Raw genomic sequence first — 23,452 nt, 5'->3', positions numbered from 1 at the left:
TAAAAGCTGGTCTAATCCTGTTGATGGATTAATTTTTCAAGACACTACACCTCTACATCCTTAGGAAGGGTGAAATAGAAGGTGCTGCCTTTGCCAAGTTCAGATTTAATCCAAAGTTTTCCTCTGTTTTTGACAATCATTTCTTTACAAAGATTTAGACCTAGTCCTGTGCCTTTTTCGTTTTGGGTACCGTAGGTGGTGTTGAATGTAGTTTTATCAGAAGTTAAATCGTTGATGAATTCTGGATCTATTCCCACACCATTATCGCTAATCGCAATTTGGTATTGATTGGCTGTTTCTTTGGCTTGAATGTAAATCTTACCGTTGTTCTCGGTAAACTTTATGGCGTTATTAATGATATTTCTAAAGACAAGGTTGATCTGCTCTTTATCGACATAGACAATGGATTTTGGGGCGATTCTTTGTTGAATATCAATCTGTTTCTTTAGAGCTTGCTCGCTGAGAAGCTGAACATTCTGCTGGGCTAATTTCCCAAGGTCACATGGTTCTGGTCTGGATTTTGCACCTTTCATTTGCGCTTGCCCCCAAATCAAAAGGTTGTTTAATGTAAATGAGATACTCTTGACTTGTTCACTTAGCTGCGGAGCAAATTGGATAAAATCCTTCGCTTTGATCTGATTGTCTTTTAATAGGTCTATCAGACCGTTTAAAGAGGCAATAGGAGCACGAAGATCATGGGCAATAATTGAGAAGAATTTGTTTTTGGTTTCATTGAGCTCTTGAAGTTCCCGCTCCCTCTTTTTTAAATCAAAGTTTTTATTGGCCAGCAGGCTATTGAGTTTTCGCTCTAGCTTTCTACTTCGTTGGGTAAAAAACAAGATGGTAAGTAGGACCATACCACCAAAAGAGTACACATACATCCACAGGCGTTGTCTGTTTAGCTTCTGTTCGTTTTGTAGGATGAGCTGATTTTCTTTAGCTATTAAATCCAATTGAGCCTCATTAGCGGCAATACTTTTGGAATTTTCTAAATTAAAGATACTGTCATTGTATCGTTTGAATTCTTCATGATATTTAAGAGCAGGTTCAAATTCCCCTAATTTCTTATGAAGCAAATACAGAGTTTTTGAAACCTCTTTAAGATCTTCAAACGAATTTAATTGTTGCGCATTTTTTAAGGCCTGATCAGCATAGTGTTGTGCTAGATCGTATTCGTTAATTCCCAGGTATGTTCTTGCAATTCCGTTTAATAAAGAGGTCTTTTCCCTTTTGTCCTCTATGTTTTCATAGAGATTCAAAGATCGCATAAAGATGTTTAATGCTCTTTCATAGTCCTTGATCTCCACATAAAGCTGCCCCTTCACTTTTAAAGCATAGGCAAGCCAGTCATGATAACCTTCCTTTTCAAAAATAGGTATGCTAGCATTTATATTTTTTAACCCCTTCTCAAATTCTTTGGTTTTTAACTGAAAACTAGCCATGTTACTCATGGTCTCTGCTTGGGCAACAATATTGTTGGTTTGTATATTTATTTCCTGGGCTTTGTCAAGAAACTCTAATGCTTTCTTGTATTCTCGTTGAAGTCCGTAGGTAATCCCCAGGTTTTCATATATCAAACTCAAATATGAAATCTCTGCATCGGTTTTGTCTTCTTTTTGCTTAGCTAAGTAAATTGCACTAAGACTGTATTCCACCGAATTTTGAATGTCTCCACTGTATTCATAAAAGGTGGAAATATTGCTATAACAAATTAGAAGATAATACAGACTTTGGATTTGCTCTGCCTTTTTAAGAGCCTGCTTAGCAATATTAATGGCATTGGCTTGACGGCCAAGCTCACTTTCATAAAAGGCGATATTGATAAGTGCCTCGATTTCTCCCTTTGTGTAACCAATGGATTTAGATAATGCTAAACTTTCATTTGCATAATAATATATACTATCCTTATTGACATAGTAATTCGATAGGCTGTATTGGTTGATTAGATCGATGTATGAGCTATCCTTCCTTTTTTCCAAAGGGAGATTGGAATAAGTTTGTATAAGGCTTTGTAGGCTATCTAATCGTTTGTGTTGGGCATTACTGTAACCTGTACAAATCAAACAGAATAACCAAATGGATAGGATTTTTTGTACCATTCAGGGACGTGTAAAGAGCTCAATTATACTGCATTTTAATGCTTTTACTGATCTTAGGATGTATAATGATTCTTTGTTTTTATTTTTAGTAATAAGTTCTTGTTTATGGTTCGTTTACTGGTAGTGTTCGAGAACTAATCCAGTGAGATATTTTTAATTTCTTTAAGTTTTGCTTTCCAAAGATCGAGATCCTCATGATGTTTCTGGATATTTTTACGCACATCCATCACAATAGGATTGTTGTCATCAGCATTAATAAATTGTAAATTGTTTTCCAATTGTCGAATCTCTGATTTCACTTCATCTATTTTTCTTCGAATAAAGATGCGTTCGTTTTGAATGAGGTTCTCATTATCAGAATTTGCTAGCTGGTCTACTTTATTGCCATATTTAATAAGCTCTGACTTTTGTTTTCCTAGATTTAGTTTTTTAAACAGTCCATCCAAAACCTTGTTAAACTTGCCTTCGATGTTTTTCTTGTTCTTTGGTACCCTTCCTATGGATTTCCAATCCGCGATAAAGCTTTTGATTTGCTCTAAGTCCTTTTCCTTATCCCCAGATAATTGGTAACCTTTTAGGCTATCCATAAAATTCTGTTTCTTTTCAAAGGCTTGGAGTTCGTCTTTAATATATTCATTCTTAGCCTCGTGAAGGCGATTAAAGTAATGGTTACATGCGGACTTAAACTCATTCCATATTTTATCAGAATACTTTCTTGGAACATGGCCAATCTTTTTCCAATCCGCTTGTATTCTTTTCATAAGTGGAGTGGTCTGATCGAAATCTTCACTATCCTTGTTTTGCTCGGCAATTTTTACCAATTCCATTTTCTTCTCTAAATTGACATGCTGAGACTTTTTAAGGCTTTTATAGTATTCGTTTTTACTGCGGTTGAATCGACGCACGGCTCCTTTAAATTCAGACCAAGTTCTTTCATTGTCTTTATATGGAACACGGCCTGCATTGAAAAACTCCTCCCGAAGTGCCTCAATTTCTTTGATCAATTTTTGCCATCCGCCATGATTATGTGGTGGGCGTTCCGTGATGGCTTTAATCTTCTTGATGATTTCTTGTTTGGCCGCCAAATTAACCTCGTGGATCTCATCTTGATTTTTAAAGTACTCCTGTCTCTTGTGATGAATGGTTTTGGTAGCTGCACTGAATCGCTCCCATATATTTTCTCGATGTTCCCTATCCACTGGACCTAAATCTTCCTTCCAGATTTTATGAAGGATTTGAAGTTCTCTAAAAGCCTTATTAGCATCAGGAATTTCAGCTAGGGCTTCTGCTTGTTCAATTATTTTAAGCTTCTCTTCTAGATTCTTTTTAAAGTCAAGGTCTCTGAGTTCTCGATTTAGATCTAAAAAGTCATAGAATCGCTCTACATGGTGGTGATAGGTGCGCCAAACATCATTGTATTGAACCCTTGGAATTGGGCCTGCATTCCTCCAGCGATCTTGGAGGTTTTTAAAATGCTTGTAAGTATCGTTGATATTTTCCTCGACATTAATAAGCCCTTTTAGCTCTTCTATAATTTGTTGGCGGTTCTCCAGATTATTATTTAAACGTTCCTCAAGACTTTTGTAGTATTGATTGCGCTTTTCTCTATAGGTGCCATAGATTTCATTGAACTCCTTTTTGGCAGGGGAGACGTAATAGAAATCAATTTCATTTCCACCATTTTCAATAAAATCATCTTTCTTTTGTTCGTATAAATCTTGATACTTTAGGTCGAACTCTGATTTGATCTGGTCAACATGGGTTTTTATAGCTTGAACACGTTGTTTGTTAACTAATTTATCGAGCTCCTCAACAAGCTTTTCCATACTCATTGCATGATAGTCCAAAAGTGGGATTTCATGACGATCTTTATTGCCCTCATCCTCGGCATCTTCTGCGTTGGATTGGTCAATTTCAGTATGGGCATCATCATCTTCTGTTTTCTGCTCTGGCAGATCGGCGGCATTCTCTGGTTCATTAGCCGGCTGATCTTGCTGGGTTTCTTGTGGCTGCGATGTTGATTCTACTGTGGTTTCTTGGTTTTTCTCTCCATCTGCATCTTGCAGGTTATCATTTTTTTCGTCTAACATTATCTAAATGTTTATGGTTCATCAATGCTTTGATGTTGAAAGATACTAACAAGTCTGAAATTAGCCAAGAATTTTGTTAGGAAGTGTGAAATATTTAATTGCTTAGGGTGGCCTTGTTTGATGGTTCTACCACAGTGATTTGCATATTTTTACCGAAGAATTTTTAAAGGTTAATTTCACCCTTTACAACTTTGAAGACGTAAAAGTTTCATGGCCGATTCTATATGGAATTTAACAGGTTATTTTTCCTTTTTTTAATTAAAATTCATGACAGCAATAGTTGTTTTCATATTTCTAAATGGTAAGGACTCAATATTATGAATATTGTAAAAAAGTATGTATTTTACAAAGGTATTTTTGTAACAACTATTTATAAAATATTGATTTGTTAAAATCGAAACTATTGAAATAGCCTATGGTTTAATAAATTATATAGATTAATGTTATAGTTTATCGATTGAAAGGAATCCGATCTTAGCGGTGTAAAAAAATTAATGTGTAACTTAAAATGAACGTAAAATGGAGAACATGAATGGCAAGGATAAGTCCAATGGATCCTGTCCTTTTTTAAGTGGTAATTTAAATCAAACTGGCAGTAGCCACTGGTGGCCAAACAAACTTCGCATGAATATACTTCGTCAAAATTCATCGCTTTCCAATCCAATGGGTGAGGATTTTGATTATAAAAAAGAATTTGAAAGCTTAGACTTCGAAGCCCTAAAACAAGATTTAAGAGAACTGATGACCGATTCTCAGGATTGGTGGCCAGCGGATTTTGGTCACTATGGTGGGCTATTTGTTCGTATGGCTTGGCACAGTGCTGGAACTTATAGAGTAGGTGATGGTAGAGGAGGGTCTGGTACAGCTCAACAACGCTTTGCTCCGCTGAACAGTTGGCCTGATAACGTACTCTTAGATAGGGCAAGACGACTTCTTTGGCCTGTGAAACAAAAGTATGGTAGAAAGATTTCTTGGGGAGATTTAATTGTACTTTGTGGGAACGTGGCTTTGGAGACTATGGGCTTTGAAACCTTTGGTTTTGCAGCTGGACGTGTCGATGTGTGGGAACCAGCTGAGGACGTTTACTGGGGATCTGAAAAAACATGGTTGACTGATGAGAGATACACTGGGGAGAGAGATTTAGAAGACCCATTGGCAGCAGTGGTGATGGGGCTTATTTATGTAGATCCAGAAGGTCCAGATGGAAACTGGGATCCACTCGCGGCTGCAGTTGATATACGAGAGACATTCGGAAGGATGGCAATGAATGATTATGAGACTGTAGCGCTTATTGCTGGAGGGCATACCTTTGGGAAAACTCACGGTGCTGCACCAGCTAAAGGTAACGTGGGACCAGAGCCTGAGGCTGCGCCTATAGAACAACAAGGACTTGGATGGAAGAATAGCTTTGGAACAGGAGTAGGGGCTCATGCCATTGGTGGAGGACCTGAAGTTACTTGGACGCAAACACCTACGGAGTGGGATAATAGCTTCTTTAGAAACTTATTTGAATATGAGTGGGATCCACATATTAGCCCAGCAGGAGCAAGACAGTGGATTGCAAGGGATGCAGAAGAAAACACCCCTGATGCACATGACCCTAATAAGAAACACAGACCGACAATGCTCACCACGGACCTTTCACTAAGAATGGATCCTGAGTACGGTAAAATCTCAAGGCATTTTTATGAAAATCCTGATGAGTTTGCAGATGCTTTTGCTCGTGCATGGTTTAAGCTTACTCACCGTGATATGGGGCCGACTAGCCGATATTTAGGTCCTGAAGTACCTAAAGAAGAATTGATTTGGCAAGATCCAATTCCAGCGGTTGATCACCCGCTAGTGGAACAAGCCGATGTAGATGCTTTAAAACAAAAAATTGCTGAATCTGGATTGACAATTCCTGAGCTAGTATCTACGGCTTGGGCTTCTGCTTCAAGTTTCCGTGGTTCGGATAAGCGTGGAGGTGCCAATGGTGCCAGAATTCGTTTAGCTCCTATGAAAGACTGGGAAGTGAATAATCCTGCTCAGCTTAGTAAAGTATTGAATGTGTTGGAAAATATTCAAAAAGAATTTAACGCTTCACAAACCTCTGGTAAGAAAGTTTCGCTAGCGGATCTTATTGTCTTAGGAGGTAGTGTTGGTATTGAAATTTCAGCCAAAAAAGCTGGTCATGATCTCACAGTTGAATTCACTCCAGGACGTATGGATGCTTCTCAGGAGCAAACAGAGATTCTTGGATTTGAATACCTAAGACCAGCTGCTGATGGGTTTAGAAACTATAGAAGAACGAAATTTAAAGTCTCTACAGAAGAATTGCTCGTCGATAAGGCACATCTTCTTAATTTAACGGCTCCTGAGTTAACAGTTCTAGTCGGAGGAATGCGTGCTTTGAACACCAATTACGATGGTTCTAAACACGGAATATTTACCGATCGCCCAGAGACATTAACTAATGATTTCTTTGTGAATCTTTTGAATATGAGAACAGTTTGGGAACCTGTTTCTGAAGATGAAGAACTCTTTGAAGGTCGTGATCGTAGTACAGGTGAACTTAAGTATACAGCCACAAGGGCAGATCTAATCTTCGGGTCGAACTCTGAACTTCGTGCTCTAGCTGAGGTTTATGGTAGTGCCGATGCAGAAGTTAAGTTTGTTAATGACTTTGCTCGTGCATGGACTAAAGTGATGAATCTTGATCGTTACGAACTGATCTAACAAGCAGATCATAACAATTAATTATATAAAATCCGGGGTGGTAAAAGACCTCGGATTTTTTATGCTTTAATTTTTGGGTATGACCCTATGACTTCTAGTGATTTTTTAAGTGCTTACTTGGTGGTGTCATTCCAAATTTCCCAAGCCGCTTCTGCTTGAAGTTTTAGCATTTGATGACCGTTAAGAGCCGTAGCTCCTTTGTCTTGGGCGTGCTTCATAAAGCTCGTCGTTTCTGGGTTGTAAATAAGATCATATACCAAATGAGCCTCCGTAATGTATTGGTAAGCAATGTCGGGTTTGTCTTCAATATTTGGAAAAGTTCCCAGTGGTGTGCAATTAACAATCACCGTATACTGCTCCATGATCTCTTTGTCCAATTGCTCGTAACTCCATTTGTCTTCCCCAGCGGTTCTAGAGACCAGTTGACAGCTTAGACCTAATGAACTTAGAGCATGTACTACGGCCTTAGATGCACCACCAGTGCCAAGAATAAGTGCCTTTTTATGTCCGCTCTTTAGGTGCGGAGCTATGGAGCGCTGAAAACCAATCACATCAGTGTTGAAACCTTTAAGACCACTTTCTTGGACTTTTACTACATTAATGGCTCCAATGGCTTTAGCTTTTGGATCCACATCGCTTAAATAAGGAAATATGGCTTCTTTATATGGTATGGTAATATTAAAGCCCACTAAGTCCTCTGTATTTTTTACAATAGCTACGATGTCTTCTATTTCTGGGACATCAAAGTTTACGTAGCTATGGTCATCAAGTCCTAAGGTTTTAAACTTTTCTGTGAAATAGCCTTTTGAAAAGGAATAGGAGATATTTCTTCCAAGGAGTCCAAATTTTCTACTCATTAGTTCTTGTTTTTTGTCCATACCATTCTAGCCATAATACGATGGCAATTCCAAAAATAATAAATCCAATGGCAATCCAAGTCTCAAAAGAATCAAAACTCGGCATATACCGCTGGTAATTTGCAATTATTTTTTCACCCGAGGAATCCAGTAAGACTTGACCATCAGGGCTATATTTGTATATGTTTTGTTTCCATGGCCATACCACTCCTAAGGAACCTATAATGAATCCTAGGATAATGGCAGTGGTTCTGTTTTTGAAGTTCTTTAATACATAACTAAGCAAGTGCGATAGACTCACCAGTCCTATAACTGAACCAAGAGTAAATATCGCCAAAATCTTTAAAAGGCGAATGCGTCCTGGGCTTTGGATGGGTTCTAAATTCCATTGAACTAAATTCACTAAAGTGTCATAAAGTGCGTTTACCGAATCCACTAAAAGAAGAACATAATTTCCGACAAGTATCAGTATAAAGGACCCAGAGAGACCTGGTAGAGTCATTCCCGATACACTGATAATACCACAGAAGAAAACAAATAATAAATTGTCATTTTCTTTGGCTGGGTTTAAGTAACTCAACGAGGCACCAACGGCAATTCCAATAATACAGAAGAGGATCGTTTTTCGGTGCCAATAATCAAAATCTTTAGCGATATAGTAAATTGAGCCGAGGATCATTCCAAAAAATGCGGCCCAAACGTAGAGTTCCTTTTGTTGGATAAAATAATCTAGTATTTTAGAAACACTAAAAAAGCTTACCACCATACCTGAAAGAAGTAGGGTTAGGAATCGCCCATTTATATAATTGTAAAAGCTTTTAAACCGTCCATTTAAAAGTAGTTTTAGTGCTTTTAAATTAACCTTTTGAAAAGAATAGATAAACTCCTCATAGAACCCAGCTACAAATGCGACAACACCACCTGATACGCCTGGCACTTTATTTGCGGCACCCATCGCTAATCCCTTTATAAATAGAAAGAATTTATCCGACAGTGTCCTAGTGGGTTGTATCATTTTAACGTGTTTTGGTTTTTCTAGATACCTTTAGTGGTTTTTTTAAGGTTAATGAATTGGTCTGAGCTTTTAGTTGTTCTTTACAGTGGCTACTTTTTCTAATAAAAAGATAGTTAAAAATCCAATAACTGCAAGGCCGACAGCCCACAGTATTTGTGGATCACCATCGTAATTAAATGGACTTGTGCTTTTATCGAGCACTATAGTTTTGTCACCGATTTTCTTGATTTCAGTCACCATTTTCCAAGGCCATATTTTGTTTAAGGATCCTAGAATAAAACCAGTTAAGATGGCTAAGGTGAGGTTTTCATAATGTGTAAATAGGTATTTAAGTAGTCTGGCAAAGCTCAAAATTCCAACAATAATTCCAAGTATAAATACTGCGATGGTTTTAATATCGAAGGTACTTATAGCTCCAAGAATGGTTCCATAGGATCCAAGTAGCACTAAAATAAAGGCTCCAGATATTCCAGGGAGTATCATAGCACAAATTGCTAGTGCTCCTGAAATAAACATATAAAAGTATCCACCATGCTGAGTCATAGCCGGTAGTGTTGTAATGTAATAGGCTAGGATGGCTGCTGCTGCGAAGCCTACTATAGCTTTTATATCCCAAACTTTGATTTGTTTTCCGACAAAAATGATACTGGCAACCACTAGCCCAAAGAAAAAGGACCAAACCATAATTGGGTTTTCATCCAATAGGTAATGTACTAATTTGGCTAATGAAAGTATACTGATCCCAATCCCTAAAAATAAAGCTGCCATAAAGTTCCCATTGACATGCTGCCAAGCTTTTTTTATCCCTTCTGTTTTTAGGATTTTAAGTGCTTGGAGGTTGATGTTGTTAATGGAGGTGATAAGCTCTTCGTAAATTCCTGAAATAAAAGCAATGGTTCCACCAGAAACGCCTGGTACAACATCTGCTGCTCCCATCGCAATTCCCTTAAGGCATATTATGAGGTAGTTAATAAATGATCTCTGCATTATTAATGTTCTTAGGCGAACAAAAATAGTAAAATTAAGTAGAGGGGTTTTTAAAACTGCTAATAATATTTTTTACAGCCTCTTGATTGTAAACCTCAGGAAATAATATTTCCATGGTTTCCTTTTCTTCGAAATTGTGCTCGAGTGCTTTTTTTAAGTAAAAATCCCCGTTAGACTGCTCTTTTAGCATATAATACATCCCGGCTAATCGGTACTCGAGATCAGCGTGGTCAGGGTAGAACTCCAAGGCCTGTAAGAGGTAATTTACAGCTACATCATAGTCATAATGCTCCAACATTAAATCTGTCCAGGATAGGTATGTCTGAAGCTCGTAATTTCCTAATTCTAAGGTTTTTTTATAGGCGTGACTTGCTTCGATATAAAGTGACATGTGCGCATTTATTTTAGCACATCGCTTCCAGTAAAGTACGTTTTCACTGTCGATGTTTATAGCCTTGTTGATGTAGTGTAAGGCTTTTTCGTAGTTCTTTTGTTTGTAATAAAAATCCGTGATTGCGATCCAACCTTTATCTAAAAGCGGATCTTCATACACTGTTTTGTAATAAAACTTTTTGGCAAGTTCCATATTACCTAACCTCTGATGACACTTACCAATTCTAAGGTAAGCAAAAGAGGTAGGGTCTTCTAATTCTAGGGTAATTTCGTAGTTCTCAATGGCCTCATTGTAACGTTTTAAACGTTCAAGGGAACGTCCTCTCTCTAAATAGGCTCCCACAAAGGTATCGTCCGAATAAACTGCAAAATCAAAACACGATAGGGCTTCCTTGTGTCTTCCTTTGTAACCAAATTGCATTCCTAATTGATGCCATGCTATCTCACAATAAGGGTTTTTATTTAAATAGTCATTTAAGAATTCAATTGCCCCATCATAATCTTCTAAGTAATCAAAACAATAGACAGCGTTATACAAGGCTCCATAATCCTCAAAATCTTCTGAAAGACACTGTATAAAAGCGTTTTTCGCGGACAAGAAATCATCCACAAACAGGTATTCCATTCCAAGTAGAGAATAGATGCTGGAGTTGTCATTGGTCATAGAAATTGCTTGGCTTAAAAGCTCGATGGCCTTTGAGTGTTTGTCTTGTTTGGAATATATATTCGCTTTCTGAATAAAAATCTCCTCATTGGTGGACTCTAAGAACTGTAACTCTTCTAAAAGGTTCTCTGCTTGGTCAAAATGATTTTCAAAAACGAGAATTTCGACCTTGAGAAGCTTTAATTCTGTAGAGGCTGGATGTTGTTTTAAACTTATTTGAAGTGCCTTTTTAGCTAGAGATACCTTTCCGATATTTAAATAATGGTGTATAATCTCCTGAAAATCTTCAGAGTCGAAAAAGTACACGTCATTAGTCTTCAACATGGATTCGAATTTCTGTAATGGAAGGTTATGATCTTCGTGAGCACTAAATGGCATAGGCATGCATTTTTAGATTCTACATTAATAAAGTTAGGATTTATAAAGATACTTTCTGTTCTTTTAGCTCCTTTGTTATTAACAATTTAGTTAACATTATTATTTTTCCACTTCTCTAAAAGAGCGATAATTATAGCACATCCCTGCTTAATTTCCTGATCTGAGATGGTCAGGGGAGGGGTGATGCGTATCGCTTTTCCTTCAAATAAAAGCCAGAATAGGATTAATCCTCTTTTGGCTGCTTCCAGGATTACATAATTGGCAATTTGTTCATTTTCAACAATAGGAGCCAACATTAATCCTCTACCTCTGATTTCCTTAATCAAAGGGTGTACCAAAAGTGTTCTAAAGAGTTTTTCTTTCCTTAGGGTGTCGGTTGGCAAAGTAGATTCGGTCAACTCTTTAAGTGTAGCAAGTGCTGCGGCTGCTATGACAGCATTTCCACCAAAGGTAGTGATGTGCCCCATCTTTGGATTTTTCATAAGCAGTGCCATCATGTCAGAGGAAGCTGTGAATGCGCCAATGGGCATTCCTGATGCCATTCCTTTTCCGAGTACTAGAATATCTGGAACAATATCATAGTGCATAAAAGCAAATAGTTTACCCGTACGTCCGAATCCTGGTTGTATTTCATCTAGGATTAAAAGTGCGCCTACTTGCTCGCATCGTTGTTTTACCTTTTTAAGGTAGTTATCCACTGGTTGAATAAACCCTGCACCTCCTTGAATGGTCTCTAGGACCACAGCTGCGGTATCCTCAGTGATCTTTTGGAGGTCTTCTTGGTTGTTGAAACCAATGTGTTTAATCCCTGGAAGCAGAGGTCTGTACGCTTGTGTGCGCTCTGGGAAATCCATAAGACTTAATGAGCCTTGGGTATTTCCGTGGTAAGCTCCAAAAGCCGAGATGATTCCACTTCTTCCTGTGGCACGTTTAGCTAATTTCATAGCCCCTTCCATGGCCTCTGTTCCTGAATTTACCAAATAAGTAGTTTCTAAAGGCTTCGGAAGCTGCTCACTAAGTAACTTGGTGAGCTGCACTGCGGGTGATTGGATGTATTCTCCATATACCATCACATGCATATAGGATGCCGCTTGTTTTTGAACAGCCTCAACGATCTTTGGGTGGCTATGGCCAAGGGTATTTGCTGAAACCCCTGCCACAAAATCCAAATGTGCTTTTTGATTGCGGTCGTAAATATAGGATCCCTTTGCGTGGGATACTTCCAATGCCAGAGGGCTTGGTCCTGTCTGAGCTTGGTGTTTAAAAAAATCCTCCTTCATGATATCTTTTCTTTATGACCCTTGCTGTGCTGTGGCAGCCCCAGCGTCATCTACTGTCTCTTGTTCTATATTTAATTGTTGCTCCTGGGGAGCTAAGTTTGGATTATCCAGATCAATTCCGTGATTGACTCCTCGAATAACTGGTAATTCAATTTGATTGTCCTCAGGTGAGAAGAGATCCTCCACGCTGCTAATCATCTCATCGCCACGCCAATAGAACCCCCTAAATCTTCGGGCGTTCACGGGCATTTCTGAATCAGGATATATCTTTCCTTCTACATTGATAAAGGAGGTCGTGTTGTCGATCTCATTGTTTTCCATCATCATCTGAATGAGTCCACAAACTCTTTTGTCGATACCGACAAATTCATCGTCGTCATTCCACAGATAATAAATGAGTTCGGCATTTTTTATAATATTAACCACCCTTAGCTCATTTTCTTCAAATAGCCCATAAAGGGTTTTTCCTTTGATTTGGTTATAGCCTTGTTTTACGCTGTCCTTAAATTTGACTCCACTTAAGGAATCCTTTTGAATGATAAAGGCGTTATTCCAAACCTTTAAGGAATCTAGTTTTTCGGTTACGGTATTGGATAAAATGTGGATGCTATCTCCGGTCATCTGTGTTTTACCACTCCAGAGTATTGGCATAAAAGCAGCTAATTTGTTTTCTGGAGCTCCAGGGGGGATGGAGGAAATCAGCTGAATTAAACCTGTTTTCTCATCGGTGTGAATGGAATCACATTTACCACTTAGATCGGTTTTAAAAAAACGTGCATCTCTAAAGGCTCGTATTACGCGTTCGTTTTCCTTACCCGTTACCATGAGAGTATCGGCGTGAATATACATGGAATCCTTTTCATAAAGTGTAATCGCTAAGGCTTTTTTGGTTACCAGTACAGAATCTCTTGCCTTATAAACCTCAGCATAGTGTCCTCTTAATACTCCATCATTAACCGTGTCAATGACTTTAATGTTGTTGGTAGCGGAGGCAAATTCAGTGGCTTTGTCAAAATACAAACTATCGCCAAAGATAATGCGCTCGCTATAATCAATCCTGGTATTTTTTAGTCCGTACCCCTGTTCGGCCACTGTATTGTAAAACCCGCGTTCAAAGTACATTTTATAGTCTTCACCTACAATTGTACTTGGACCATACATATAGGCATTTTTGGAAACGGTGTAATAATCCATTCGTGCAGAATTCACGGTGTAATCAGGGTGGGTAATTTTGACATCAGTTTTAAACTCGTATTTGTCAATATCCATATAATAACGCCCTTTGATACTAGTAAGTGTGTTGGCGCTGTCTTTTACTGTTCCAAAGTTTTCGTAATAAGCCTGTTGTGTTTCTCTGTTAAATTCGAGTTCATCTGTGGTAAGGGTCATGCTGTTATTCCTAAGAATAACACTGTCCTTGGCAATGGCTATTTTTGTTTCCCCATTGTACTCTACATATGCACTATTCATTCGAATAGAATCTCCTTGTTGGAAATAGACATTACCATAAGCTTCGATTCTGTTATCGGCCTTATAGAGAACGGCAAGGTCACACCACATATCAGCTCCTTCGTGACGAAACTGTACTTGTTGCTTTTCGTCCTTGTTGAAAATGGTAGCCCCTGGATATCGCTGTTCATCTAGGTTGATATCACCTCCGTATACAATCTCAATTTTCTTTTTTCCTTGTGTATTAGGAGTCTGTGCAATTAATGGGATGCAAAATACGAATAGGAAAATATGTAAAATGGTCTTAATCAAACTGATTCTAATTTTGCATCAAAAATAATGCTTTTTAGGGTAGTTAAAGTTATGTTTTGACGAATTTAAGGAAAAAGCATTGGACTTTACAAAAATCAGTATTTACACGCTGTACTTTTTTTAAATGACTGAATAAACTATTTATAGGTTCCGCCTTTGGTTAAACCCTCTAATAACCCAAACTTTTACTAACCCCTTGCTGTTTTAAAGTGTAAAAAGAGACTGCTTTTGAGCTGTGATAAATATGTTGTACCCTAAAGACTATGTTATCTTATACTGTAATTCTAGTGGGGTCCACATAGGGAATTATAGTCCATTGAGATTCTCCATTAATCTTATCGATGTATCCTAAACTAGGCCAGGGTAAATGGCAAGACAAAAATAAGGTGCCGTTATCCGTTCCTTCTTTAATAATCCGTAATCTGGTCTTTACCGCCTGGTCGAAATCAGTATCCCATGCCGTTCCCCATTCTGGTTTTGAAACTAAAAATGGAGAATGGAAGGTGTCCACAATATGCTTTACGGATTTCTCCCCCGAAAAGATGTTAAAAATGGTATGTCCTTTGGTGTGACCTTCCGCTAGTTCTGTTTTTAGGCAAGAAAAAAGAACTGTACCATATTGGAACAAATGTAACTTGTCTTCTATTTTACTAAAAACTTTTTGAGCCAGTAGTACCCCTTGGTCGTTTGTTGAACTGTCTTGTTCTGACATCCAAAATTCATACTCCTTCTCGGCTAGATGGTACTGAGCAGATGGAAAAACGAAATTGTCCTGTTGGTCTAAAATCCCTCCTATATGATCAATATGCCCATGGGTTATAATGATATCTGTGATATCTGATGCTTCTATGTCTATGCTTTTTAAGCCCCCAATTAAATTCCCAGCATTTTCTCCGAATTTACCTCCTGCACCAGTGTCAAGGAGAATTAATTTCCCTTCATTTTTTATGAGCAAAACATTGAGGCTTCCTTCAAATTTATTCTCGGAAATGTGGAGCCTTTTGAGTTCTGTGGTTAATTTTTCCTTGTCAACATCAGGGGCAAAGATCGGTTGAATGCTCGGAAGTCTTACAACACCATCATTGATAATATAGGTTTCCAAATCCCCAATATCAAGTCTCAGTGGCGCGTAACACTGCTGCTGATTAGATTCTTTAAATGGGGTAAAACTTACCAAGCTACTTGATAAGACGCCTCCAGTGACTAACATGGTTGATTTAATAACTTCTCTTCTATTCATTTGGTTGGTTTTTAGGTGGTTAATTCTTATTTTATTATATACGTATTTTTTTCATTTTTATTTTATTATCGAGATAAGAGAACGGGTAAAGTTGATAATAATTCAAAATTTGAGGTATGGTATAGATTAAAAATTAAGGAGGGGTCTTGGCCCAGGGCTTTTAGGAAAGCTTTAATTTGAACCTTAAATGTTCCTGTAATTTTAAGCTCTTTTGAATTCATTACCTTTTGGTGTGTTGTATCTATAAAATTACATTTTTTCTAATGTAAATTACAGTTGTTAGCCTTAATTTGATTTATGGTGTTGTGGGTTTTAAGATAGTTTTGATCTTCACGAGGAATGATTACTTTTACACCACGATTTATGGATTATACGCTTCTTTTTTGTTTGGCTACAGGGATTTTTGCTGGATTTTACGTCCAAACAGTTGTTGGGTTTGCAGGTACACTGGTGTCCTTCCCTATTTTATTACTTGCCATGCCGCTTACAGATGCGATCGCTTATGTTTCCATCTTTTACTTTTTCTCAAGTGTTAGTTTAATACCAAGGGAATGGCATAGTATCGATAGAAGGCTAATTGGTCAGTTGGTTATTGCAACGGTTATTGGAATTGTCATAGGGGTGCTGGTTCTTCGTTTTTCAAAACCTCTAATTTTAAAACGCGCCTTAGGTGTTTTTATATTGCTTTATGTATTGTATGTAGCTACTGGAAGACAAAAATTAACACTAAAGAGAAAAGGAATTGCTGGTTTTGGTTTTATGGCTGGATTTTTCTCTGGATTGTTCTCTACCGGAGGACCACTGTATGTGATTTGTGTTGAAAATTCAACCTCTTCCATCAAAATATTTCGGGCGACTATGATTGGTATTTTTGGAATGGTAACCTTAGTGAGGGTACCTGCACTTGCAATAAGTGGAATTTTAAATTTCTCACATGTGAAAATAAGTCTTTTGATATTGCCAGTTTTTCTTCTAGCCCAGAGTATGGGTAAATTAACCTTCAATATCATCAACGAGGACTTGTTTAAAAAGTCATTACTATGTTTGTTGTGTATTTCTGCTTTAGGAATGCTTTTTTAAATTTCTCTGTTAGAGAGAATCCTCTAGGATTAGTCCGACTTCCGCCTTTAGGATCGGTAGTAAGTCTGATTTAAACCACGGATTCTTTTTTTGCCATAAATTATTTCTGGGGGAGGGGTGTGGTAATGGAAAATAACTTGGCATATACTGGTGAAAGTCTTTTACTCGCTGGGTTAAATTTTTTTTATCTGTTTTTTGTAAATAGTATTTTTGAGCATACTGGCCAATTAAAAGAATCAACTTTGCCTCAGGCATCGCATGAAGCAATCGACTATGCCACAGGGGTGCACATTCTTTTCGAGGTGGTAAGTCACCTGATTTACCAGTGCCTGGATAGCAAAACCCCATAGGCATAAGTGCAAACAAATCTTCGTTGTAAAAGGTGTCATTGTCCACACCCAACCAATCTCTTAAGTTGGCTCCACTGGCATCATCCCAGGGAATACCACTTTGTTGGACTTTTCGTCCAGGAGCTTGTCCTATCACTACAATTTTGGATATATTATTCGCTCTAATTACGGGCCTTGGGGCATTGGGTAAAAGTCCACTGCAGGTGGTGCAGTTTCGTATTTCAAAAAGTAGGTCTTTCATGTATCAAAATTCTTCCTTGTTGCTCTAATTTGAAATAAAGCAACTCATGTTCATTCTAATGGTCTCGGTTTCTATAGATTACTTACAAATTCTTATGGATGTGATTGGTTGGCTTTTGGAGATTTACTTGATTAAGACCATTTTTTAGATTAGGGTTGCCTGAATTATTGAATTTTAGTTTTAAAAGTGAGCCAACGTTAAAAATTGCACGAGAGATAAGCATCAGAATGGGCATTGATCCTTCCATAGTTCTCGGCGTATATCCAAATCCAGAGAATGATCGTTTATAATGGCAAAGAATTAGTGGTACTTTTTAGGAGTTAATTTTTCAACTACGGTTAAAAAACAAAACCGATCCAAAAAGAACCGGTTTGTGCTTAAATTTGTAAAAATATATAACCTAGATGTTTCGTTTTTAAATCTACCTATGAATGGTTTGTGTTCTATCTGGACCGACAGATACTATTTTAATAGGCACCTCTAGTTCTTTTTCTAAAAACTCGATATAGTCGTTTAATTCTTTTGGAAAGTCCTTCTCAGAGTCAAGCTTAGTAAGATCTTTAGCCCAACCTTTCATCTCTGTATAAACAGGACTTAGGTTTTCTGGCTCGATAGTGTAAGGCAGGTGCTCAATAGTTTCTCCGTTGTATTTGTAGGCCGTACAAACTTTTAGTTTTTCAAAACCACTTAATACATCAGCTTTCATCATCATTAGTTGCGTTACTCCGTTAACTTGAACAGCGTATTTTAAAGCCACTAAATCTAGCCAGCCACATCGTCTTGGTCTTCCAGTGACAGCTCCAAATTCGTTTCCGATCTTTGCCATTTTTTGACCCACTTCATCAAATAACTCTGTCGGGAAAGGACCGCTACCGACTCTTGTGGTATAGGCTTTAAATATACCAAACACTTCACCAATTCTATTGGGAGCTACACCAAGTCCAGTACAAGCTCCCGCAGCAGTAGTGTTTGAAGAGGTTACAAATGGATAAGTTCCAAAATCGATATCCAATAAGGATCCTTGTGCTCCCTCAGCAAGGATCGTTTTATTATTTTTTAATGCTTGGTTTAAGTATTCTTCACTGTCGATAAATTGAAGGGTTTTTAACTCTTCTACGGCAAGGAAAAATTCTTCTTCTAATTCATCTAGGTCATATTGAATATCTACATTGTAGAAATCAATCATGGCCTGATGTTTATCTGCTAATGCTCTATAGCGTTCTTTGAAATCTTCCAGTTCTAGATCACCAATTCTAAGGCCATTTCTACCTGTTTTATCCATGTAAGTTGGACCAATTCCTTTAAGAGTAGATCCAATCTTAGCCTTTCCTTTTGATGCTTCAGAAGCGGCATCCAATAGGCGGTGGGTAGGTAGGATTAGGTGGGCCTTTCTGGAAATTATAAGTTTTGATTTGTAATCAATATTGAATTGTTGAAGACCTTCAAGTTCCTTCACAAATACAACGGGATCAATTACCACTCCGTTGCCAATGACATTTATGGAGTCCTTGTGAAAAATTCCAGAAGGTATGGTTCTTAAAACGTGTTTGATGCCGTCGAATTCTAAAGTGTGACCAGCGTTAGGCCCTCCTTGAAAACGGGCAATAATATTGTAGTTTTTGGTGAGAACGTCTACGATTTTACCTTTTCCTTCGTCTCCCCATTGTAGTCCTAGTAGTAAATCTACTGCCATTGTCCGTAAATAAAATGATTAATTTTTTTGATTTTTTGTTCCGTAGAAATAAAGAGAATGGTTGTCAATTTTAATGTCAAAAACCTCTTCTATTGTTTTTTTTATGTTTTGTATGCGAGGATCACAAAATTCCATCACTTCTCCAGTGTCGGTGAGGATAACATGATCGTGTTGCTTGTCAAAATAGGATTTCTCATAATGAGCCTGATTTTGACCAAATTGATGCTTTCTAACCAAGCGGCATTCCAATAATAATTCAATGGTGTTGTACAAAGTTGCACGCGAAACCCTGTAATTTTTGTTCTTCATCTTGATATAGAGCGATTCGATATCAAAATGTTCGTCACTTTGGTAGATTTCTTGTAGGATGGCATAACGCTCAGGAGTTTTCCTGTGCTTGTTATCCTCTAAGAAGCTAGTGAACACATTTTTAACGATTTCTTGATTCTTATCTGTCGTCATGATCAGGTCTGCAAATTAAACTACAAATGTAGTGTTTAAAATTAAATTCGTCTTACTTTATCGATACCATTAATCTTTTTAAGGTTTTCTAACAATTTTTTCAATATGGTTTTATTTTTTACTTCCACAGTGATCTTGCCTGAAAACACTCCACCTTCGGTTTCAAAGTTAATACTTTTCATATTTACATGCATGTTGCTCGATATGACCTTAGTAACGTTGTTGACAAGTCCTAAATTATCAAGCCCCTCCAATTTAATGATTACTGTAAATTCCTGTTGCGTGGAGTCAATCCACTTGGCTGCAATAATGCGATAGGCATAATTGGATTGTAAACTAATGGCATTTGGACAATTCTTTGTGTGTACTTTAATACCTTCATTTACGGTTATAAAACCAAAGACATCATCCCCTGGAATTGGCGTGCAACATTTTGAAAAAGTATAGTCCAGCTTTTCTTCTTCTTTACCAAAAACTAAGGAGTCATAATTATTGGTAACCTCTTCTTTATGGATTTCCTCTGCCGTGGCAGGTTTGCGGATCCTGTTTTTAAAGAAATTGATAAAGGTATTGTTTCTTGAGGCTGCAAACTCCTTTAACTTCTGGTTATCAATTGTGTTGATTCCAACTCGGTAAAATAAATCTAGGCTCGTTTTGAGCTTAAAGTAAACCACCAAATCATTCACCGTTTTTTCGTTAAGGGTGATCTTGAGTTGTTTTAGTTTACGTCTGAGTAACTCTTTTCCTTCTTCTCCAATTTTTTTCTTCTCTTCTTTTAAGGAAGATTTAATTTTTGATCGCGCTCTTGCTGTGGTAGTATAGTCTAGCCAGTTGGCAGTTGGTTTGGAGCTTTCCGAGGTGATAATCTCAACTTGATCTCCACTTTTTAATTCTCTACTCAGTGGTACTAGTTTACCATTGACTTTAGCTCCTCTGGTTTTGACTCCAATTTCAGTATGGATGTTAAAGGCAAAGTCTAGTGGTGTTGCCCCCTTAGGTAGGGATTTTAATTCTCCCTTGGGAGTAAAGACAAAAATTTCTTTGGAATAGAGGTTTAATTTAAATTCTTCCACAAAATCTACCGCATTGCCTTCAGCATTTTCTAGTGCCTCTTGTAGTTTATTCAACCAGCTTTCTATTCCTTGTTCTTTTTGGTCTCCATGTTTGTATTTAAAGTGAGCTGCATACCCTTTTTCTGCAATCTCATGCATACGCTCACTTCTTATTTGCACCTCAACCCAGCGACCTTTTGGGCCTATTACTGTGATGTGAAGCGCCTCGTAACCTGTTCCTTTTGGAGATGAAATCCAATCCCGTAATCGGGTAGGGTTAGGACGAAAGTGATCTGTTACAATGGAATAAATCTTCCATGCTAAAAACTTCTCATTATCCCGATCACTTTTATAGATGATCCTAAGCGCAAATTTGTCATAAACCTCGTCAAAACTGACGTTCTGCGCTTTCATTTTGCGATGAATTGAAAATATTGATTTAGAACGTCCTCGTATCACGTAATTCAATCCTTCGGCATCTAAGCTCTCTTTTATGATTTCACTAAAGGACTCGATGTATTCTTGTTGGGATTCTTGGCTCTCTTCCATTTTGCTCACCAGTTCATTATAAACTGCTGGCTCTGTGTATTTGAGTCCTAAGTCTTCAAGCTCTGTTTTGATATTATATAGCCCGATACGATGGGCTAAAGGAGCGTAAATGTATAATGTCTCTGAAGCTATCTTAACCTGCTTATGCGGAGCCATGGAATCCATGGTCTGCATATTGTGCAGTCTGTCCGCTATTTTAATTAGTATTACCCGAACATCATCATTTAGGGTAAGTAGCATTTTACGGAAGTTCTCTGCTTGTAGAGAAATGTCTTGTTCGGAGGATATCTTGGAGATTTTGGTAAGGCCGTCGACAATACGTGCTACGGTTTCTCCAAACATCTCGTTCATGTCCTCAAGAGTATAAGCAGTGTCTTCTACCACATCGTGCAATAAGGCAGCAGCAATGGCTGTCGCATCCAATCCGATTTGTTGGGCAACAATCTTAGCTACGGCAATGGGATGGAATATATAGGCCTCACCACTCTTACGTCGTACATCCTTATGTGCATCTACTGCTGTATCAAACGCGTGACGTATGAGTTTTTTATCCTCATCGCTTAGCGTCTGGTAACTGATGCGCAATAACTCCTTATATTGTCGTGCTATCTGTTTGTTTTCTTTTTCTTCATCTAATACCCTCATAGACTAAATGTAAAATAATCTTTATTATTAAACAACAAATTTTGTGCCTGTTTCTATTGGTCTAGGCTATTGTCGAAACCTTACCAATTCAGTGGTCACCATATTGTTTGTATGTCCTTAGTATATAGTAATTTACATAAGTAACTCAAGTGTTACTTATGAGTGCCCTGTTTTAAATTTTTAAATCGCTGAAGTAGAGTAGGGTGTGAATAGTTAACAAAAACATATGTTGGATGAGGGGTTAAATTACTCAAGCTGTTTTTTGAGAGTTTTTTCAGGGAGGTTATAAGTGGTTGTGCAGCATAAGTCTCTTTAGCGTAATTGTCTGCTTGGTATTCGAACTTTCTTGAAAAATAATTCATAACAAGTGATGTTAACGCTGAGATTGGACTATATAAGATTCCAAAGGCTATTAGCCCAGCATGGAAGCTAGATTTGGAAACTCCAATTGCTAAAGAAAGTACAGGTACACTAATAAAGAGTGAAAGGATGTAGAGGGTCACCCCTGTTAATGCTATAGAGGCTACAATGTTGAAGATAATGTGTTTTCGTTTATAATGACCTACCTCATGGGCTAGTACTGCTACGATTTCTTCCTCTTCTAAATCTTTGATCAGGGTATCATAAAGAGTGATTCTTTTTTGTTTTCCGAAGCCTGAAAAATAAGCGTTTGCTTTGGTGGAGCGCTTGGAGCCATCTATTACAAAAATATTATCCAACTCAAAGCCTACTTTAGCGGCATACTGCTGTATTTTTGTTTTTAAACTTCCATCCTCCAAAGGACTTTGTTTATTGAAAAGAGGGACGATGATTCTGCTGTAAAACATGTTGATAAATAGGGTAAATGCAGCCACCACACCCCAAGCATAAAGCCAAAAGCTATCTCCTGCTACTTGATAGAACCAAACAATTAGAGCGAGTATTCCTCCTCCTATGATTGCCATCATAATCCAGCCCTTGAGTTTGTCCAGTATGAAGGTTTTTAGACTGGATTTATTGAAGCCATATTTCTCTTCGATCACAAAGGTGTGGTAGTAGGAAAATGGAGTAGTAATGATGTCACTACCCAAAATAATTACACCAAAGAAGATTAGGGTGATAAGAATGGGGTTAGATGTTGTTTCTCGAGCGAATTGATCTACCATATCAAAACCATCTAACATCAAAAAACCTAACGTTAAAATTAAGGAGAACATTCCAGTGGTATTGGAGAAGCGGTAATTCTCCATTTTATATGCTTGTGATTTTTCGTATTCCTCTTTTTGATAGACGTCTTTTAAATCTTCAGGAATGGGATCATCAAATTTTTGAGCGTTTAGATTGCCTATAATACTATCGATAAAATAATCGATGATCAAAATCGCAATGATGATATAAAATAAGATTTGTGCAGTCATATGTTGTAAATCCTCTGTGTTTATAGTTCGCTGATGTAAAAATAGGTTTTTATAAATCGGCGCGTAAAACCCACTGATGCCTATAGGGTCAGTGGGATGTAAGCGACAAAGGTAGTAATTAACCTTGGCTTAAAATGTATTGACGTATTGTTTCTGGTGATGCTTCACCTATTGAACAAAGTAAACGCTGATACCAATACTATTGACCTAATGTGGTATGATGTAACAACCATAACTGGCGTGTAGATTCTTGTTTTAACCTATGAACAATTTGAGAAACGGATAACCTTGGAATGTAACGAATGAGAAAATGGATGTGGTTAATATCTCTCTCGAAAACTTCTACGGTAAAATCTGAATTATCGGCTATGGATTGAAAAGTGAATTTTAAATAGGTACGGAATGTTTCACAAAATAGTTGCGGTTCTGTAAAATAATTTGTACTTCTACAAAAATTTAGACTATTTAATAATAGAATGAAGTTAAAACACAAATCATATC

Annotated in this window: 17 protein-coding genes; 2 read left to right on the top strand and 15 right to left on the bottom strand. The window is 37.6% G+C overall.

Annotated features, from left to right (window positions below; all coding sequences use genetic code 11):
• Positions 1-44: 44 nt before the first annotated feature.
• Both I215_RS12810 and I215_RS12805 read right to left on the bottom strand, forming a co-directional pair.
• The gene (locus I215_RS12810; protein WP_008992403.1) at positions 45-2,099 is read right to left on the bottom strand and encodes a tetratricopeptide repeat-containing sensor histidine kinase; all 2,055 of its coding nucleotides are present in this window, start codon (positions 2,097-2,099) and stop codon (positions 45-47) included.
• A 134-nt stretch (positions 2,100-2,233) separates the two neighbouring features.
• On the bottom strand, positions 2,234-4,189 hold the full coding sequence (locus tag I215_RS12805) for a DUF349 domain-containing protein (RefSeq protein WP_008992402.1): 1,956 nt from the start codon (positions 4,187-4,189) through the stop codon (positions 2,234-2,236).
• Between the two features lie 528 nt (positions 4,190-4,717).
• Here I215_RS12805 and katG point away from each other — a divergent pair.
• A complete protein-coding gene (gene katG / locus I215_RS12800) occupies positions 4,718-6,907 on the top strand; it encodes a catalase/peroxidase HPI (protein ID WP_008992401.1) in 2,190 nt (729 codons plus the stop codon).
• Between the two features lie 113 nt (positions 6,908-7,020).
• Here katG and I215_RS12795 read toward each other — a convergent pair whose 3' ends face one another.
• The 7 genes from I215_RS12795 to I215_RS12765 form a co-directional block, all read right to left on the bottom strand.
• On the bottom strand, positions 7,021-7,764 hold the full coding sequence (locus I215_RS12795; RefSeq protein WP_008992400.1) for a shikimate dehydrogenase family protein: 744 nt from the start codon (positions 7,762-7,764) through the stop codon (positions 7,021-7,023).
• Positions 7,757-8,779, bottom strand: coding sequence for a DUF368 domain-containing protein (locus I215_RS12790; RefSeq protein ID WP_040460419.1), 1,023 nt, complete (start codon positions 8,777-8,779; stop codon positions 7,757-7,759). Before I215_RS12790 ends, I215_RS12795 begins: the two co-directional genes overlap by 8 nt.
• Before the next feature lie 69 nt (positions 8,780-8,848).
• Positions 8,849-9,766 carry a DUF368 domain-containing protein gene (locus tag I215_RS12785; protein WP_040460412.1) on the bottom strand — a complete coding sequence of 306 codons (918 nt, stop codon included), beginning with the start codon at positions 9,764-9,766 and terminating at the stop codon, positions 8,849-8,851.
• 34 nt (positions 9,767-9,800) lie between these two features.
• Positions 9,801-11,201, bottom strand: a complete 1,401-nt coding sequence (locus tag I215_RS12780; RefSeq protein WP_040460417.1) for a tetratricopeptide repeat protein — start codon at positions 11,199-11,201, stop codon at positions 9,801-9,803.
• Positions 11,202-11,287: 86 nt separating this feature from the next.
• Complete coding sequence (locus I215_RS12775; RefSeq protein WP_008992396.1) at positions 11,288-12,481, bottom strand: aspartate aminotransferase family protein; 1,194 nt, start codon at positions 12,479-12,481, stop codon at positions 11,288-11,290.
• A 12-nt stretch (positions 12,482-12,493) separates the two neighbouring features.
• Entirely contained in the window at positions 12,494-14,242 is a 1,749-nt protein-coding gene (locus I215_RS12770; protein ID WP_008992395.1) for an OstA-like protein, read from the bottom strand.
• 271 nt (positions 14,243-14,513) lie between these two features.
• On the bottom strand, positions 14,514-15,482 hold the full coding sequence (locus I215_RS12765; RefSeq protein WP_008992394.1) for an MBL fold metallo-hydrolase: 969 nt from the start codon (positions 15,480-15,482) through the stop codon (positions 14,514-14,516).
• A 363-nt stretch (positions 15,483-15,845) separates the two neighbouring features.
• Here I215_RS12765 and I215_RS12760 point away from each other — a divergent pair, with 363 nt between their 5' ends.
• The gene (locus I215_RS12760; RefSeq protein ID WP_008992393.1) at positions 15,846-16,562 is read left to right on the top strand and encodes a sulfite exporter TauE/SafE family protein; all 717 of its coding nucleotides are present in this window, start codon (positions 15,846-15,848) and stop codon (positions 16,560-16,562) included.
• A gap of 9 nt (positions 16,563-16,571) precedes the next feature.
• Here the strand turns inward: I215_RS12760 and I215_RS12755 are convergent, their stop codons facing one another.
• The 6 genes from I215_RS12755 to I215_RS15965 form a co-directional block, all read right to left on the bottom strand.
• The gene (locus tag I215_RS12755) at positions 16,572-17,153 is read right to left on the bottom strand and encodes a uracil-DNA glycosylase family protein (RefSeq protein WP_008992392.1); all 582 of its coding nucleotides are present in this window, start codon (positions 17,151-17,153) and stop codon (positions 16,572-16,574) included.
• Between the two features lie 421 nt (positions 17,154-17,574).
• Positions 17,575-18,846 carry an adenylosuccinate synthase gene (locus I215_RS12750; protein WP_008992391.1) on the bottom strand — a complete coding sequence of 424 codons (1,272 nt, stop codon included), beginning with the start codon at positions 18,844-18,846 and terminating at the stop codon, positions 17,575-17,577.
• An 18-nt stretch (positions 18,847-18,864) separates the two neighbouring features.
• Positions 18,865-19,308 (bottom strand): Fur family transcriptional regulator, encoded by a 444-nt coding sequence (locus I215_RS12745; protein WP_008992390.1) that lies wholly within the window; start codon positions 19,306-19,308, stop codon positions 18,865-18,867.
• 41 nt (positions 19,309-19,349) lie between these two features.
• Positions 19,350-21,554 (bottom strand): RelA/SpoT family protein, encoded by a 2,205-nt coding sequence (locus I215_RS12740; protein ID WP_008992389.1) that lies wholly within the window; start codon positions 21,552-21,554, stop codon positions 19,350-19,352.
• Positions 21,555-21,706: 152 nt separating this feature from the next.
• Positions 21,707-22,951 carry a M48 family metallopeptidase gene (locus I215_RS12735; protein WP_008992388.1) on the bottom strand — a complete coding sequence of 415 codons (1,245 nt, stop codon included), beginning with the start codon at positions 22,949-22,951 and terminating at the stop codon, positions 21,707-21,709.
• A gap of 199 nt (positions 22,952-23,150) precedes the next feature.
• Positions 23,151-23,452, bottom strand: a 302-nt coding sequence (locus I215_RS15965; RefSeq protein ID WP_193362587.1) for a transposase, incomplete at its 5' end; no start/stop codon positions are given.

It is taken from the genome of Galbibacter marinus (assembly GCF_000300875.1).
In the GTDB taxonomy this organism is placed as follows: domain Bacteria; phylum Bacteroidota; class Bacteroidia; order Flavobacteriales; family Flavobacteriaceae; genus Galbibacter; species Galbibacter marinus.
This window is presented reverse-complemented; position numbering and strand designations above follow the sequence as displayed.